Annotated in this window: 15 protein-coding genes; 4 read left to right on the plus strand and 11 right to left on the minus strand. The window is 69.4% G+C overall.

What is annotated here, in order from left to right; all coding sequences use genetic code 11:
• Nucleotides 1–145: 145 nt before the first annotated feature.
• Both ACN27J_RS21195 and ACN27J_RS21200 read left to right on the plus strand, forming a co-directional pair.
• Nucleotides 146–349: a CopG family ribbon-helix-helix protein gene (locus ACN27J_RS21195; protein ID WP_421368819.1), complete on the plus strand. Its 204-nt coding sequence runs from the start codon at nt 146–148 to the stop codon at nt 347–349.
• Entirely contained in the window at nt 346–732 is a 387-nt protein-coding gene (locus ACN27J_RS21200) for a type II toxin-antitoxin system death-on-curing family toxin (protein ID WP_421368821.1), read from the plus strand. Before ACN27J_RS21195 ends, ACN27J_RS21200 begins: the two co-directional genes overlap by 4 nt.
• Before the next feature lie 53 nt (nt 733–785).
• Here the strand turns inward: ACN27J_RS21200 and ACN27J_RS21205 are convergent, their stop codons facing one another.
• From ACN27J_RS21205 to ACN27J_RS21255, 11 genes are all read right to left on the minus strand, one after another.
• The gene (locus ACN27J_RS21205) at nt 786–1,982 is read right to left on the minus strand and encodes a Wadjet anti-phage system protein JetD domain-containing protein (protein WP_421368823.1); all 1,197 of its coding nucleotides are present in this window, start codon (nt 1,980–1,982) and stop codon (nt 786–788) included.
• Nucleotides 1,979–5,350 carry an ATP-binding protein gene (locus ACN27J_RS21210; protein WP_421368824.1) on the minus strand — a complete coding sequence of 1,124 codons (3,372 nt, stop codon included), beginning with the start codon at nt 5,348–5,350 and terminating at the stop codon, nt 1,979–1,981. Before ACN27J_RS21210 ends, ACN27J_RS21205 begins: the two co-directional genes overlap by 4 nt.
• Entirely contained in the window at nt 5,347–6,006 is a 660-nt protein-coding gene (locus ACN27J_RS21215; protein ID WP_421368826.1) for a DUF4194 domain-containing protein, read from the minus strand. Before ACN27J_RS21215 ends, ACN27J_RS21210 begins: the two co-directional genes overlap by 4 nt.
• Nucleotides 6,003–7,487, minus strand: a complete 1,485-nt coding sequence (locus ACN27J_RS21220; protein WP_421368828.1) for a DUF3375 domain-containing protein — start codon at nt 7,485–7,487, stop codon at nt 6,003–6,005. The genes ACN27J_RS21215 and ACN27J_RS21220 overlap by 4 nt, the downstream gene beginning before the upstream one ends.
• Before the next feature lie 218 nt (nt 7,488–7,705).
• Entirely contained in the window at nt 7,706–8,740 is a 1,035-nt protein-coding gene (locus ACN27J_RS21225) for a hypothetical protein (protein ID WP_347403696.1), read from the minus strand.
• Between the two features lie 326 nt (nt 8,741–9,066).
• Nucleotides 9,067–9,552, minus strand: a complete 486-nt coding sequence (locus tag ACN27J_RS21230; RefSeq protein WP_421368831.1) for a VOC family protein — start codon at nt 9,550–9,552, stop codon at nt 9,067–9,069.
• Nucleotides 9,553–9,636: 84 nt separating this feature from the next.
• Nucleotides 9,637–10,491 carry a hypothetical protein gene (locus ACN27J_RS21235; RefSeq protein ID WP_421368833.1) on the minus strand — a complete coding sequence of 285 codons (855 nt, stop codon included), beginning with the start codon at nt 10,489–10,491 and terminating at the stop codon, nt 9,637–9,639.
• Nucleotides 10,488–11,006 carry a hypothetical protein gene (locus ACN27J_RS21240; protein WP_421368835.1) on the minus strand — a complete coding sequence of 173 codons (519 nt, stop codon included), beginning with the start codon at nt 11,004–11,006 and terminating at the stop codon, nt 10,488–10,490. Before ACN27J_RS21240 ends, ACN27J_RS21235 begins: the two co-directional genes overlap by 4 nt.
• Nucleotides 11,007–11,082: 76 nt before the next feature.
• Nucleotides 11,083–11,700 carry a hypothetical protein gene (locus tag ACN27J_RS21245; protein ID WP_421368838.1) on the minus strand — a complete coding sequence of 206 codons (618 nt, stop codon included), beginning with the start codon at nt 11,698–11,700 and terminating at the stop codon, nt 11,083–11,085.
• Nucleotides 11,701–11,761: 61 nt separating this feature from the next.
• Complete coding sequence (locus ACN27J_RS21250; protein ID WP_421368839.1) at nt 11,762–12,964, minus strand: hypothetical protein; 1,203 nt, start codon at nt 12,962–12,964, stop codon at nt 11,762–11,764.
• On the minus strand, nt 12,964–13,353 hold the full coding sequence (locus tag ACN27J_RS21255) for a hypothetical protein (protein WP_421368841.1): 390 nt from the start codon (nt 13,351–13,353) through the stop codon (nt 12,964–12,966). Before ACN27J_RS21255 ends, ACN27J_RS21250 begins: the two co-directional genes overlap by 1 nt.
• A gap of 363 nt (nt 13,354–13,716) precedes the next feature.
• Here ACN27J_RS21255 and ACN27J_RS21260 point away from each other — a divergent pair, with 363 nt between their 5' ends.
• Together ACN27J_RS21260 and ACN27J_RS21265 are read left to right on the plus strand one after the other, a co-directional pair.
• Nucleotides 13,717–15,138: an acyl-CoA synthetase gene (locus tag ACN27J_RS21260; protein ID WP_421368843.1), complete on the plus strand. Its 1,422-nt coding sequence runs from the start codon at nt 13,717–13,719 to the stop codon at nt 15,136–15,138.
• A gap of 270 nt (nt 15,139–15,408) precedes the next feature.
• The gene (locus ACN27J_RS21265; RefSeq protein ID WP_421368844.1) at nt 15,409–16,677 is read left to right on the plus strand and encodes a hypothetical protein; all 1,269 of its coding nucleotides are present in this window, start codon (nt 15,409–15,411) and stop codon (nt 16,675–16,677) included.
• Nucleotides 16,678–16,764: the final 87 nt, after the last annotated feature.

Consider the following 16,764-nt stretch of genomic DNA (forward strand, 5'->3'; position numbering starts at 1 on the left):
CACCGGCCGGGTACGCACGGTAAGTCCCGCCATCTGGTGCATTTCCGACCCGATCATCCGACTCGACCACACCACCCGGTTGATCCACTCCAGGTCACCGGCCAGAGCGTGACCGGGTGGCACTTGGAAGTCGTATGATTTTCCTATGGTTACCACAGTCAACCTGCCGGACGAGCTGCACGCGCAGCTCAAGCAGATCGCTGAGACCGAGCACCGGTCGGCCAACGCCACCATCGTCGTCGCGATCGAGGAGTACGTCGCCAGGCACAGCAAGCGGTCCAAGGTGCGTGGGTTGGCCGCAGATGTAGCCGAGCGCCACCGGGAGCTGCTCGACCGACTGGCCCAGTGACCGTCTACCTCGACGTCGAAGACCTGCTGGAGATCGGCTCGATCGTCTTCGGCACCCCAGCCAAGGTCCGCGACTACGGGCTGCTCGCCTCCGCCGCCGCCCGACCGAGCACGATCGTCTTCGGGCAGGAGGCCTACCCCGACCTCGCGGGCAAAGCGGCCAGCCTGCTGCACTCGATCTGCGGCAACCACGCACTCGTCGACGGCAACAAACGCCTGGCGTGGGCCGCCGCGCTGGTCTTCATCAACCTCAACACCGGGACCCCGATCCCGGACGTCGATGTCGACCGGGCCGAGGCGTTCATGCTCGCGGTTGCCGACGGCAGTCTGCACGAGGTCGATGCGATCGCCGCTGAGCTACGGTGGCTCGGGGTCGTCGACTGAGGGTCCAGCTCAACCGGGACCAGGCTGGCCCAGGCCGCCGAGGTGCCCCCTGTTCAGTCTGCTTCGGACAGCAGTGCCTGCTCGACCTGGCCGAAGCGGATCCGTTCCTGCTCCAGGCGTACCGCCGGGCCGAAGGCGTCGGCGACCAGATCGGCGTACAGCGCCGACTCGTCCGGTGTCAACGCCGGCAGGACGGCGTTGACCGGACTCGCCTCCCGGCCCCAGTGCGGCCGGTGCGCCAGCAGGGTCGCCCGGTCCATCAACATCGAGCGCGCCTGCGGAAACACCGCCCGCAGCCGGTCCAGGATCGCGAAGCCGTGGGTGTCGATGTCACCCCAGTAGACCAGCTCACGATCGGCCAGCCAGGGCACCGCGCCCAGCGCGCTCGCCGCGTACCCGCCGCCGAGGATGGCGAGAGCGCCGTCGACCGGCGGCAACGCCAGGTACGTGATCTCGTTCTCCACGACGAACACCCGGGTCGCGGCGATCGGGACGGCGGCCAACTCCTCGGCCCGCACGGTCAGCTCCCGGTACGGCGCCAGCCCGGCCGGCGGGGTCGCGTCGAGCGAGCGGAGCCGCACGTACGCCGGTTTGCCGCGCAGCCGGTAGCGCTGCACGAACCGGCTCGGTGGATGCTCGGCAGCCACCCGCTCCGGCGGCAGCTGCCGGTCCAGCAACTCGGCCAGCACCCCGCGATGCTGCTCGATGAACTTGGTGTCCACTCCGGGCACGTCGACCTGCCGCAGGTAGCGGTCCGGTCCGCCGTACCGCTCGATCCAACGCACCGTGTCGACCAGCCGGTCCCACCGGTCGGCCTGCGCCAACGCCTTCATCGGATGGTCCGCGACCCAACCGGCGAGCGCGGGCGCGGCCCGGTGGGTCCGGTCGAGCAGCACCGTGAACCGCTCGACCTCGCCGGCCACTCGCAGCAGCCGCCACAGCTGCTCCGCCCGCTCGATCACCACCTTGGCGGGCACCGTGTTGGTGCCGATCACCCGACCGCCGATGGTCTTCCACTCCAGCCGGACCAGCGTGTCGTCGATTTGCCGCCACCGGCTGAGCCAGTCCTGCGCGGCACCGAAGTCGGCCGCCAGCTCCGCCGAGGTCGGTGCCCGCAGCGGCAGCGCCACCGGCTGCCACGGCTCGCCCCGGGCCAGCGCCCGCAGGAACTCGCCCGCCGTCCAGCGCCGACGCAGCTTCTGCCGTACGTCGTCGAAGCTGCTCCAGGCCGCCGCCGCTCGCCGGCTCACCCGCCGACCCGCTCGTGATCCTGCCGGCGTGCATGATATTCGTCGATGGTCAGGCTCTGCAGCCGCGAGTAGCTGCCCTTCGGGTTGTCGACGAAACCAACCGCCGACACGTGCGGCTCGATGACGTGGATCTTCTGCAACGGGGTGACGATGAGCAGCTGCAACCCGATCCGGTCGAACAGCATCAGGGCGAACCGCGTGGACTCGTCGGAGCCGCGTCCGAACGCTTCGTCGATCACCACGAACCGGAAGGTGCCCGCGCCGGTCCCGCCCGCCGTGTCCAGTTTGAACTGGTACGCCAGGGACGCGGCGAGGATCGTGTACGCCAGTTTCTCCTTCTGCCCGCCGGACTTGCCACCCGAGTCGGTGTACGTCTCGTACTCGCTGTCGTCCTCGCGGTAGCGTTCAGTCGCCGAGAAGACGAACCAGTTACGCACGTCAGTGACCCGCCGCGCCCACACCTTGTCGACCTCGGTCAGGCCCTCCCGCCCCTGGAACCGCTCGATGATCTGCTTGACCTGCAGGAACTTCTGCTCCGAGTACTGGTCGGAGTCGTCCGCGCCGAGCGAGTTGTCGGTGCAGGCCCGCAGGTCGGTGCGGAACTGCCGGATCTCCACGTTCGGCGTCGGGTTGCCGCCCAGCTTGATGTAGCGGCCGGCGTTGTAGTCGATGCCCACCAGCGACTTGTTGATGGTGTCGATCCGCTCCTGGATCAGGTCGGCCTGCTTGCGCAACTGCGAGTGGAAGCTGGCGATGTCGCGGATGGTGTTGGTGTTCAGGTACGTCTTGAACTCGGCCTCGAAGCGCGGCAGGTCGTCCTGCACCAGCCGGTCCCGCATCGCCCGGTACTCGCCGGCCGACTCGATCGAGTTGTCCAGCTCCGCGGTGTCCAACGGATACTTGCTGCGGAAGTCGGCCATCCGGCTGGCCGCCCGGGTGCTGGCCTGCTGCTGACGACGGGCGGCGTCGTCCCTGCGTCCGGCCAGGTCGCGATCCAGCTCGGCACCGAGCCTGTCGTACTCCTCCGGACTGCCCGGCACCGACGATCCGACCAGGACGGTCAGCGCGTCGAACACCGGCGTGGCGGCGGCGTAACCCGGCTCGGCCAGCAGCTCGGCGGCCTGCCGTCGGGCCAACTCGTCGCGCTCGATCTGCCCGCCGATCTTGCCGATCCGGCTGTTCAGTGTCTGGCGGTCCGATTCCAGGACCGTGATCCGGGCGTCGACCCGGTCCAGCTCGGCGGTCAGCCGGGCCAGCTCACCCGAGGCGGACTCCAGCCGCTGCTTTTCCCGGGTCAGCTGCCCGATCCGGGTTGCCGCCGACTGCCAGTCGATCTCGGTGGCGTCGACGAACTCGACCAGTTTGCTCAGCGTGTCACGCTGGCGGGACAGCCGGTCGAGCTGGCCGCGCAGCTGATCCCGCTCCGCTGCCGCCGCCCGGTGCTCCTGGGTGACCTGCAACGCCTTGGCCAGCAGCGCCTCGATCTTCTGCTGCACGCTCCAGCCAAGAACGTACGTGCTGCGGTCGTCGATCCGGGACCGGTCGTCCTTCTCATGCCGGCCACCGGTGTCCTTGATCTGCCCCGCCCTGGTCACCGCTCGTTCGGCCCGGCGGAACTCGGTCACCGAGTCGACGCACTCGTAGCCGGCCCGCCGCTGCAGTTCCCGGGTCAGCCAGCCGCGCAGCGGCGACTCCTTGACCTCCAGCTTCGCCGACAGCGGCCGGTCACCGTACGGCTGCTGCGGCTGACGTGGCACGGACGCCGGCACCCGGTAGTAGACCAGCCGGCCGGACAGGTGATGGTTGTCCACCCAGTCGGCGACCGCCGGATAGTGCACGTCCGGCACCAGCAACGACAACGCGAACCCGCGCAACACCCGCTCGGCGGCGCCCTCCCATTGGGTCTCCGCCGCCCGCACCTGGATCAGCTCGCCGGCGAACGGCAACTCCGACTCGGGCAGCCGCAGCGCCGTGCAGATCGCCGACCGCAGCTCCAGGTTGCGGCGCGGAATGTTGCTGCGCCGCTCACGCAGGCTGCGCAGCTCGGCGTTGACCTCCTCGGCCTGCCCGCCCAGCTCCCGCACCCGTACCTCGGCGTCGGTGAACGCGTTCTGCGCATCGGCCTGGGCCCGATCGCCGACGGTCGACGCCTCGGCGACCTGATCGCGGCGGGCGGTGAACTGCTCGATCGCGTCGATCTCCGGCAGCCCGGCCTCGGTCAGCAGCAGGTTGTACCGGTCGAACCGCTTGCGGCGCTCGCCGCGTACCCGCTCCTGCTCGCCGATCTGGCGTTGCAGATCGGCGATCCGGTCGCCGCCGTGCCCGGCCCGCTCCAGGTCGAGGCGGCGGTGCTCGGCGCGGCGTTCCGCCAACTCGTCGATCACCCCGGTCAGCGCCGCCTGCTGCTCGTCGCGCTCCTTGCCGTGGGTGGCGATCCGGGTGTCGAGCAGCTCGACCTTGCCGCGGGCGCAGAAGTACGGCAGGGCCGCCCGGTGCGCCGCCAACTTGTCGACCTGTCGGCCGTGCGAGTCGTACTGGTCGCAGGCGTCCAGCAGCGGACGCAGGTCGGCCAACTGCTCACGGGCCCGGACCACGGCCGAGTGTGCCCTGGTCAGATCCTCGAAGTGGGCGACCAGCCGCCGGATCCAGTCCCCGGCGTCGAACGGCTCCAGCATGTGGTTGCGGACGAAATCGTTGAGGTCACCGACCGCCTTCATCGACACCGTCTGGTGGAACAGGTCCATCGCCTGGTCGGAGGCGATGCCGAGGCGGCGGCGGAAGTCCTTGCCGTACTCGGGGAAGTGGTCGTAGAGCTTGGCCCCGGCGGCGCGCAGCCGCTTGCGCAACGCGGTGATCTCCGGGCCGAAGTTGACGAAATGCTCCGCGACGGTGAGATCGACGTTGGCGACGACGAAGAACCGGTCCGGCTGGCCGGCGTTGCCCTCCCGCATCCAGAACACCTGGGCCAGTGTCACTGTCGCCCCGGTGCTCTGATCGGCGAAGACCCCCAGCAGCACCGAATAGCTGTCGGTGCCGCGCAGCCCGACCGGCCGGGACGCCCCGGTGGCCTCGTCACGCTCCGACTTGTAGTAGCCGAGCATGTACGAGCGCAGCGACCGCTCCCGCATCTCCGCCCCGGCCGCCTTGTTGTACGAGATCTTGTGCGCCGGCAGCAGCAGGGTGGTGATCGCGTCCACGATGGTCGACTTGCCGGAGCCGATGTCGCCGGTGAGCAGCGCGTTCGCACCGCCGGGCCGCAACGTCCAGACCCGGCCGTCAAAGGTGCCCCAGTTGCGGACCTCCAGCCGCTGCAGCCGGAACCCGACGGGCGGCGGTGCCGAAGCGTCGTCTGCCGTGGTGTCGGTCATCTCTCTTCCTCCGCACCGGAGCCGGCACCAGGCGCGTCGCCACCCGGCGCGTCAGACCGAGCGCCGGTGAGTTCGGCGGCGTACTCGGCCAGCCGGGCGTCGAAGTCGGCCAGCCACTGCCCGTCCACGTACGCCTTCAGAATGCGCCGCACCTCGTAGCTGGCGTCGCCGTCCTTGACCTTCCGCAGGAAGCCCAGATCGACCACCTTGCCCAGATGGGCATCGATCTGATCGACCAGCCGGGCCTCGCTCACCGACGTCGGCAGGAACGTCGCGAGCATGTCGATGATCTGCTGGCGGGTCAACACCAGCCGGGTGTCGGCGTTGTCGGCGTCGAACTCGGCGAGCTTCTTGCGCAGCAGCGCCAGCAGCAGGCTGACGTGGAACGACAGCGACCGCCGGGGGATCAGCCGGGGGATCGCCGACGCCTGCGCGTCGTCCGGGTCCTCGTCGCGGGAGCGCAGGTACGCGTACCCCTCGGCCTCGTCGACGACGACGGTCAGCCCGATCACCGCAACGTAGTCACGCACCTGGGCCTGCAGTTGCGTCAGGTGCTGCCAGGGCACCGGGTGGGCGTCGCGGTAGAGCACCCCCTTCATCAGCTGGGTGACGGCCAGCGACAGGTTCGGCTCGGTCGGTCTGGTAGCGGCGGTCAACGCTCGATCACCTCCCTGGCGACGGGGCCGGCACCGCCGCGGACAAAGGACACCGCCGGCAGTACGGCCGACCGCAACCGGCCGTCGTCGTCACGCCAGCGCACCTGTTCCTGCCGCTGCTCGTCGAAGAGCACGTCGAACTCCGGATCCCGCAACGACAGGTAGGTGACCAGCTCGGCCAGGCCCTGCTCCAGCGGGTGCCGGGCCAGCAGGTCGGGCAACGAGACCTGGGACGCGCCGGCCAGTTCCCCGCGTACCGTGCCACGCAGCCGGGTCGGGTCGACGTACACCTGGTCGAACAGCGCCGAGACGTCGAGGGTGACCGGGCCGGTGTCGCCGTCCGCGTCGCTGCGCAGCGCCTGCTTGGCCCGGGGCCGGTAGAGCGGCCGTTCCATCGGCAGGGTGATCTGCGGCGCGTTGGCGTCGATGTCGTGGCGCAACCCGCCGAGTGGCTGGTCGCGCAGCGCGATCGCGTGCGACTCGATGCTGCGCAGGAGATCCATCACCCGGCGGTTCTCCAGCCAGACCTGGTCGTCGAGGAACCGACGCAGCTGCTCGGAGAGCATCCGTACGGTGGCCTGGGTGCGTTCGGCCGCGTCCAGCCAGTCGTAGTGGATGCGCCGCATCCGGGGATCCGGATCACCGATCGCGTCGAGCTGCTGCACCTTGGCCAGCAGGTCGCTGAACTCCTCCTGCCGCTGCGGGGAGAGCAGGAAGTCGTAGAAGGCGTGGAAGGTGCGACCCTGGTCGGATTCGGCGATGCTGTGCCGGCTGCCGACCACCTCGTCCAGCAGGTCACCCTTCGACCCGTTCCAGGTGGCGATCTGCTCGCGCAGCGACCGGTCCAGTGCCCGGAAGTTCGCCTCCACCTCGCGGAAGTCACCGAGCAGGCCACGGGCGGTAGTGACGAACTGCTGGTATCGGTCGCGCTGGGCAGCCGGCTCCAGCAACTCCACCTCGCCGGCATTGACCCGCTCGATCTCGGCGTCGATCTCGGCGCGCCGGGCGTACAGCTCGGTCAGCCGTACGTCCGGGTCGGTCTCGGCGCCGAAAACCATCTGGCGCAGCAACTCCAGCACGATGTTGAGGCGCGACTCGGTGCCGACGAAGGCCCGCCCACGCAGCGACTGCACCCAGGCCAGGGCCCGCTCGACCGCCGGGGTGGCGTCAAAGAAGACCTCGTCGGAGCCGGGCGGGTAGTACTTGCGCAGCCAGCCGACCTCAGGCTGGGCCCAGTCGTCCAGGTACGCCTTCGCGCTGCGGGGGAAGGTGCCTTCGCCGAGCCGGTCGTTGAGCGCCTGCAGATCGTCGGTGAGTCGGCCGGCCAGCTCTGTGGCGGAGATCGACCGGATGTTCTCCTCGACGAACACCCGGCCGAGAAATGCCAGTACCAGCGCAGCATGGTCGGCCCGGAGCAACCGCCAGCCCGGGTCGTTGCGTCGCAACCACTCCAGGTCGTCGAACTCCACGGCTGTCCTCACGCTCGGGGGGTTGGTCAGCCACCCATGTTACGGAGCGCCCACGACACGGGCTGATCCTGGACAGGTCAGGATCGTCTTCCACGCTCCCTCGCGGCGAATGTCGAGGCGGGTATGCAATCAGCGAATTGACAGCGGCCCGCAAACTGACAGTGCAGGTAGCCCCGGCCGGATCGGCCGAGGCTACCTTTTGGCGGGACAGATCAGGTGGACGGGACGGATCAGGCCGGTGAAAGGCCTTCGGCGTAGTCGTACAGGCTCTTGATGTCGTTGTCGAAGTACGGGCCGTCGAACTGACCGTTGCCCGGGTTGTCACCGTGGCTGACCACGCTGTTGATGTACCCGTAGCCGGTCGAGTCGTTGTACTCCTGCAGCCAGGGTCCACCGCTGGAACCGTACGTCATGTTGCAGTACATCCGAATCTGCTGGCCACCGGCGTTCCACGTGGTGCCCTGGCAGTAGTACTGGCTCTCACCACCGCCCAGGTTGGACGGGTAGCCGAGGGCGGTGACCGAAACGCTGTAGCTGTAGTTCCAGCGCAGTCCGTGGCCGCCGACGGTGTCGACGACCTTCAGGCCGTAGGTGCCACCGTTGTTCATGATGGCGATGCCCATGTCCTCGGCGTAGCTGCCGCTGTTGATCCAGGCGGTACGGGTGTTGAGGCTGTACGCCACGAAGGTGCCGTACGGCCGCGAGCCGTTGCGGTACCGCGGGACGAACTGCCAGTTGCTGTACCACTGCCCGCCGGGGCCCTGGTGCACGCAGTGACCGGCGGTCACCACCAGCCGCCGCTTGCCGCTGGCGACGGTGCTCGCCGAGCAGGAAGCCCTGCCCCCGGTGGGGGTGGTGAAGTAGACCTTGCCGACGGCCTGCGACTCGTTGAGCAGCATCCCGACGTCGCCGCCGGTGCCGATGCTCGGCGCGACCGGTGCCACCGCACCCGCCGGCCCGTCGGGCTTGGCCACCCGCTCAGTCGACTCGGTGCCCTTCGCCGACCTCGCGAACGTCAGATCGACGGCAGACGCCATCCGCTCCTCGGTCCAGTAGTCGCTGACCTCCTTCGCGATCTTCGCGTTGGTGATCGCCCGGCCGTCGAGGGTGCGGGCGATGGCGCTCGTGTTGCCGTCCGACTTGAACGGCGACGACTCCGCCTGGGCGGCCGGCGCGCCGGTGACCACCAGCGTGAGTGCCAGGCCGGCCATTGCCGACCAGCGCAGTGTGGATTTCAAGAGACCCTCCCTTGTCTTGGTACCCATCTGGGCGCTAGCAGCGTATTGGCAAATTTCCATTGATCACAACGGAAGTAAAATGACTGATCACGGACACTCGCGAAACCCGCCGCTTGAGCTGGGTAGCTGTCCACCAGAATCATTGGATCCAACTTCACCAAACGCTTCGACATCATGTGAGCAGGGAGCGCCACAGAGAATCAGAGATTTTACGTCTCATTTATCCCATAGCATCGCGAAATACATCCGAAATACAAGCCACGCGAGTTTCCGGACCCAGCGCCGAACATTTGTGGCAGGAATCAGACAGCGTGTTTCAGAACTGACCGGTAGCAGTCAGAAGAGAGCCCTAGCTAGTTGATCTGGTCGACCGGGTTGTCCGGGGCGACCGGGTTGTCCGGGGCGACCGGGCCGAGCACGACGGTGCCATCCGGCTCTACCCACCAGCCCGGGTTGCAGGCGACCTCCCAGACCGTGCCGTTCGGGTCGGCGAAGTGCCCGTGGTACCCACCGAACTCGGCCCGCTGGCCCGGCTTGAGGACCGTCCCGCCAGCCGCCCGCGCCTCGGCCAGCACCCGGTCGACGTCGTCCGGCGTCGGCACGTTGTGCGCCAGCGTGAAGCCGCCCGGCCGGGTCACCACCGCCGCAGCCGGGCCGATGTCCCGGCCGAAGGCGTCCGCATCGAACAGGCCGAGCATCAGGCCCGGACCGATCTGAAAGAAGATGATCTCGCCGGGTACGTCGAGCGTCGGACGCCAGCCCAACCCGTCCCGGTAGAAGCGCCGCGCGGCGGCCAGGTCGGCGGTGGCCACAGTGATGAAGTGAACCTGCTGCCGCACTGCCGGCCTCCCCGCTTCGACGAACTGATCCCGATCACCGACCAGACTGCCACGAACAGGTCAACATGACTGGTCGACCACGCCTCACCGGGGCGGCGGGTAGCCGTACTGCTGGTGGGCGAACTGTTGCACGGCGGCGAGCTGGGCATTCGCCTCCCCGATGAGGTCGGACGCCTCCGCCGTCGCCGCCGCCAGGCCCTCCTCGTCGTCGGCGAACCGGCGCTGCGCGTCACCCATCACGTCGTGCACCAGCTGGACCGCCCGGTCCACATGGCCGACGGCCAGATACAGCCGGGCCAGGAACAACGCCTCGAAGGTGAGCCGCGGATCCTGCCAGCCCGGACGACGGCGGGCCCGACGCAACAGCTGCTGCTGCTTCTCGATCGCCTCGAAGCCCAGGCCGCGCTGAGCCAACCGCTCAGCACGGCGGGCCAGTACCCGCAGGTCGTGCTCGACGTCGCGGGGTGCCGTCCCGGCCGCGACGAGGACGAGCAACGCCCCGAACAGCGCGACGTAGACGCCGACACCCGGGCCGATGTCCAGTCGGTCACCGTCCGGTCCGGCGACATCGCCGATCTCGGCGTGGTTCAGCACTGCCCAGGCGAGGGCCAGCAGGCCCGCCCCGGCCACCGTCACCTGCTGCCACCTGCGCGCCCGGCCCAGGCCGTACCACCCGGCGACGACCAGCGCGACGAGCCCGGCCAGCAGGGTCACGAACGCGTCCCCGCCGGAGAGTCCGGCCCGCGAGCCCAGCGCCGACCCCTCGGTGGCGGTCTCCACCGCGCCATAGGTGACCGCGCCAGCGTCCGGACCGGCGACCCAGGGCAGCACCGACCCGAGCACCAGCAGCAGTCCACCGCCGGCCGCCGATCCGGCGGTGAGCAGCCCGCGCAGCGGTAGGCGTACCCGGTTGACGAGATTCAGTACGGCGCTCGTCATGACGGCAGCCGGATCAGGTCGGCGGTGGCGGTCACCTGAGTGACGTAGCAGACCACCGGCACCAGCAGCACCGCCGCCGGCATCAGGATGATCCGCGCCGGCAGTCGCAGCGGGGTCGGCTGCAGCCGCGCGGCCAGCACGCCCAAGCTGCCCGGGACCAGGATCAGCAGGGTCACCACCGACAGCAGGTAGCGGGCCGGGCTGTCACCCGGTGCGGGGAACAGTGGTGCCAGCAACGACTCCTCAGCCAGCCAGGTGGTGCCCCGGGCCAGCCCCACGACGACCGCGACCAGCACGATCACCGGCAACGCCAGCAGGAACAGATCCCACAGCCAGCCGATGCCGATGCCGCTGGCCGGGCCGGCACCCAGCCGGCGTCCGCCGCTGGACCGCTGTCTCTCCTCCAGCCGCCGTTGATCTTCATGCCGCTGGCGTTCCTGCTCACGCCGGTACGTCTCCTGCTCGGCACCGGCCCGCCCGCCCCACCGGGCGCTGCTGAGCTCGGACTCGCTCAACGACTGAAGCGGCTTGTCCGGGTCCATCGACGTCGCCCCCTACCCATCTGGTCACTCACGGGTCATGCACTCACGGTCATGGTCGGGCCGCCCGGCTGGTCGCCCGCTGCCGGAGGATCAGGGTGACGAGGCAGACCAGCAGTCCGGCAGCCGGGCCGACCAACCCTGCGACGGCGGCCCGTCCATCCGGCTCGGGCGGCAGTGGGCCGACCGCGAACCCGGCCACGCCGTCACCGGCGTACCGCTCGGCGTCAGCCAGCGCCACCCGGTACTCGCCCGGGGCGAGCGCCATCTCGCCGACGCTCCAGCCGAGCAACTGCGCCGCCCCGGTCGTCACCCGGTGGTCGTAACCGTAGGCCGGCCCGACCAGCACCGGCTCGCCGTCGGCCGTCGTCACCTCTACCTCGATCAGCCGGGGCGGGGCGGCGTCGATCAGCCGCTGGACCGCGTCGGGGCGGTCGGCCCCGGCGATGGTCTCCAGCCAGACGCCGTACTCGCCGCCGTCGGCGACCTGGACGGTGACGGTGTCGTCGATCGCTGCCCGGGACAGGTCCACGGCGGCGGCGTCGCGCTGCGACTTCGCCGTGTACCCGTACCCGAACAGTCCGACGAAGCCGGCCACCCAGAGCGCCAGCCCGGCAACGTACCACCAGCGGCTCGGGCCGAGTCGGATGAAGAACGGCCGAGGATTCACTGCCTGACCCTCCCGCCGCAGCTCACGTAGATCTCCCGCAGCTCACGTTGATCTCCACCGGTCAAGGTGCCCATCCGATCAGCTGGTCGCCGAACTGCCCGGCGCCCTGGCCAACCAGGGCGACCGGTTCCGGGTCACCACCGGTCGAGGCGACAACGTGGAACTCGGTCACGTCCGGGTCCTCGGCGGACCCGGTGGTGAACAGGATCCGCTCCGCCGACGGGTCCAACCCGAGCTGCCCGATCGCCCGCCGCCAGGGCGGCGTCTGCTCGGCGATCAAGGGCTGCTCGGCGAGCCGCTGGCCGGTGATGGTGAGCCGGTAGATCTGGTCCTGGCCGGTGGCCAGCAGGGTCTCATCGTCGATCCAGCTGACCAACTCGTAGCCGGGCGACTCGAACTTGGGCGCCTCGGCGATCTGGTACGGGTCGCCGATCTGCGCACCGGCCCCGGCCAGGACGTACTTGGCGCCGACGGTCCCGTCCGGGGTGACCACCAGAACCTTGCCGTCCTCGTAGGTGGGCACCGGCACGTCCGAGTCGGGGAAGTAGAACGGCTGGCCGACGACCGTACGGGGCATCTTCGCCTGGATCTGCTCCTCGTGGCGACGGTCCTCACCGTCCAGCCCGACCGACATCAGTCGGGTCGCACGGTTCTGGTACTGCCAGTACCAGAGCCGCCCGGTGCCGTGGTGTACGGCCGGCTGGGACTGCACGGCCTTGTCCGGTACGGACTCGCCGTAGCCGGACAGGTCGGTGAAGGATCCGTCCAGCGAGTGCAGCCCTACCCGGGTTTCGAAGCCGATCGGTTCGGCGCGTTCCTTGCGGACCACCACCAGCTGCCGGTAGTCGGGGGTGAAGTCCTCCTGCCGCAGCAGGCTGCTCAGCACGTCCTGGACAGGATGGTCGGCGTACACCTTGGGGGTGAACCGCCAGTTCTCGGTCACCGCGCCGTCGATGGTGACGCTGTAGACGACGATCTCCTCATCGGTCAAAGTTTGGGCGAACACCGCGCCGGGGGCGAGGGTGCTGCGGGCGACCGCCGCGTCGCCCTCGGCGAACGACACCGGCTCGGGCGATGCGGACGGTGACGGCTCCGCCGACGCGGTCACGGTGGCGTCCGCAGCGGCCTCCGTCGGCGCGGCCTGGCCTTCGTCGTCGGCCGGGCCGCCGCCGCAGCCGGCGAGCAGACCGAGCGCGGCCGCGGCGAGTACGGCCGCCGCCCGGTATCGGATCGCAGTCCTTGATGGATTCGCGGTCGTCTCCATCAGCAGACCCGCGATCCACGGTCCTGGCCGGCAGGGCTCTCGTTCACCAGGTCCAGTGCGGCGGTGGGCTCCGGGTTCGGCAGGTCGTCGCGTCCTTCAGGAGTCACCGGGGCCCCGTTTCCCGTCGCGTGCGAAACGAAGAAAGCCTCCCCGTCCCATTCCAGCCAGAGATAGCACTTCGTGAAGGCCATGTCGGCCTGCACCTTCCACTGCCCGTCCACATCGACCGGCTCGCCGAGACCCGCGTAGCCCGCGTCGGTCAACGCCTGCACAAACTCGTCGCGCTCCGCTTCGCTGTTGACTCCACCAGCACCGATGAGGCCACAGCCGGTCAGGGACAACCCTATTGATATCGCAGAAATAGCACACAACTGCTTGCTGGAACGCATATTTTCCGACCCCCACGAATCGCCCTGTCACCGGGAATCCCAGCTCCTCAAGAACCCCGGCCCGTCACCGTACCGCCCTGAAACAAGAGCATTCGACGGCATGGTGACCCGGATCACAAAGACCAACACCGAACGGGCCAAAGATCACGAACAATCGGCGGCCGACCCACACGAACCGCTTACGCATCAGTCATCCGTTTGGTCAACCGCTTGTTTGGCTGGGCCACCGGGGCTGAGGAGGGGGACGGCCAGCTCGATCCAGCGTCGGCAGACTCCGGGCCACCGTGGTTCGGCACCGCGCAACCACAGAGCCGACAATGGTCCGGAGCCGGTCCGCCCACCGGCAGGAGGAGAGTCGGGAAGATGGCGTTGCTGAACCCCACGCGACTGACCGGCCGGCCGGCGGCGGTCACCGTCGGCGACCAGTCGATGTCCGGCGACGACCTGCTCGAAGCCGCGACCGCCGTCGCCAGGCAGATCGCCGGCGCCGACACCGTCGCGGTCGACGCCACGGCCAGCCTCGACACGGTCGTCGCGCTCACCGGTTGCCTGCTGGCCGGCACCACACTGGTCCCCGTACCGCCGGACGCCGGTCCGGTCGAACGCGGTCACATCCTGCGCGACTCCGGCGCTCAGCTCCTGCTTGGCCCCGACCCGACGAGGCCGGTCGGGGGCGGCCCCGACCGGGGCGACTCGGACCTGGCCGGCTCCGGCCAGGGTGGCTCCGCCCGGGGCGGGCCCGGCCAGCGTCTGGCCGGCGGACCCGACACCCCCGCGCTGATCCTCTACACCAGCGGCACCACCGGCGCGCCGAAAGGTGTACCGGTGACCAGCGCCAACATCGCCGCCGACCTCGACGCCCTCGCCGAGGCCTGGGCATGGACGCCGGACGACACCCTGGTCCACGGCCTGCCGCTGTTCCACGTACACGGCCTGGTGCTCGGCGTCATCGGCGCGCTACGCGTCGGCTGCCGGCTGGTGCACACCGGCCGGCCCACCCCTGGGGCGTACGCCGCCGCCGGTGGCACGCTGTACTTCGGCGTACCGACGATCTGGTCCCGGATCTGCGCCGACCGGCCCTCCGCCCGGGCGTTGCGCGCCGCCCGGCTCCTCGTCTCCGGTTCGGCGGCCCTGCCCGCCCCGGTCTTCCACACCCTGGCCGAGCTCACCGGGCAGGCACCGGTCGAACGGTACGGAATGACCGAAACATTGATCACGGTCAGCAGCCGCGCCGACGGCGAGCGGCGACCCGGCTGGGTCGGTACGCCGCTCGCCGGCGTACACACCCGGCTGGCCAGTGAGGACGGCGAGCAGTTGCCGGCGGACGGCGAGACCATCGGCGAGCTGCAGGTTCGCGGCCCGATGGTGTTCGACGGCTACCTCGGCGCCGCCGGGCGCGGCGACTTCACCCCGGACGGCTGGTTCCGCACCGGCGACGTCGCGGCGATCGACCGGACCGGCTGGCACCGTATCGTCGGCCGCGCCTCCACCGACCTGATCAAGAGCGGTGGTTACCGGATCGGTGCCGGCGAGGTGGAGAACGTGCTGCTGACCCATCCGGCGGTACGCGAGGCGGCGGTCATCGGCGCACCCGACGCCGACCTCGGGCAACGGGTCGTCGCGTACGTGGTTGCCGAGGGTGTGTCCCCGCAGTCGCTGATCGACTTCGTGGCCACCGAACTCTCCACCCACAAGCGGCCACGCGAAGTGCGCATCGTGGACGACCTGCCACGCAACGCGATGGGTAAGGTGCAGAAGAAGCTACTGCATGACGACCGCCGGTGACATCCGGCCACTACCGACAGTCACTACATCGACATCAGCCGAACGGCTGATGTCGAGCGTTCAAGGCCGGTGCCATAAGTTTTCTTTACTTGCGGCTCAAGAAATCATCATTTCTGGCGCTGAAGTTGATTCTTGATTGAACCGCTCCCTAACGTATGCGTATGGCCCGGGACGACCAGTCGTCCGCTCCCGGTAACCCCCCCGCCGGCACCGTCGTGCCCGAGCCTAATACAGACATCCCAGTACGGTGAGCATTCGGAAGGTGTGCACATGGGACAACCGGCTCACAGACGCGCCGCCAGACCTGCGAAGGGCGGACGGGCGCGCCGCGCCGTCATCGCGGTCGCGACCCTGTCCGCCTTCGGGGTCCTGATCGCTGTCAGCCAGATCTCCAGTGCTGGAACGGATCGCAAGGCCAGCGAGCAGGTCAACGGACTCGATGTGCTCGGTACCGGATGTGACGACAGCTCGTTGGAGCCGCACGACGGTTTCCAGGTGGGCAGCCGCTGCGTCTCGACGGCGTTCGGCGAGGTCGGTGCGGCAGAGCAGAACCCGACGCTGCTGATCACCGAGTCGCCGGAATCGGTCGGCGTCGGCGAACCGTTCCAACTACGGGTCAGCACCCGCAATCTGGTCCGGGACCGCTTCCTGCCGGCGGCTCAGGGCGGGTACTACGTGGAGTCCGCACTGCTGACCGGAGACGGGCTGACCCGCGGCCACTTCCACACCGCCTGCCGAATGCTGACCAGTACCACCGAGGCACTCGACCCGGAGCCGGTGCCGGCCTTCTTCGTCGCGACCGAGGACGGTGGCGGCGGTGCCGAGCCGGACGTGGTCACCATCCAGGTGCCCGGGCTGCCTCAGGAGGGAATCGCCCAGTGCGCATCGTGGGCCGGTGACGGATCGCACCGGATCCCGATGATGCAGCGGGCCAACCAGACTCCGGCGATCGACGCCGTCCGTATCGAGGTGCGAGCCGGCGGAGCCGAGGAACCCCCAGCGGAGGAGCCCCCGGCCGAGGAACCACCGGCCGAGGAGCCCCCAGCCGAAGAGCCTCCAGCTGAGGAACCACCCGCTGAGGAACCGCCGGCCGAGGAACCACCGGCTGAGGAACCACCGGCCGACGAACCCCCAGCGGAGGAGCCCCCGGCCGAGGAGCCCCCAGCCGAGGAACCACCGGCGCCGGCCAGCCCCGAGGCGGAGGTCACCGACGATCCGGCACCGCCGACGCAGGACGCCGAGCCCACGCCGGAGCCGACTGAGACCGCTGCCGAAGAGGAAAAGGAAGCCGATCCGACCCCGGAGCCGACCGCACAGCCGAGCGCGGACCCGAGCCCGACTGCCGCCGGCGGTGGAATCAATGCACCAGCCGTGGACAACCTTGCCAACGACGTCAACACTGACGAGTCAGACAGTCCGCTGGCACTGACCGGTGCTAACACGATGAACTTCCTGGTCGTCGGCCTGGTGCTGATTGTCGGCGGAGTGATTCTCGTCCACCTGACCCAACGTCGCCGCTACCCGAACCGGGAGCGCTGACGGTCAACAAACTCCCACACCGCACAGCTGTGCCCACTGCGCTCAACCGCGCGGTGGGCACAGCTGTCCCGTCCCAGGTCGTCGTCG

It is taken from the genome of Solwaraspora sp. WMMB762 (assembly GCF_049179115.1).
GTDB lineage: Bacteria > Actinomycetota > Actinomycetes > Mycobacteriales > Micromonosporaceae > Micromonospora_E.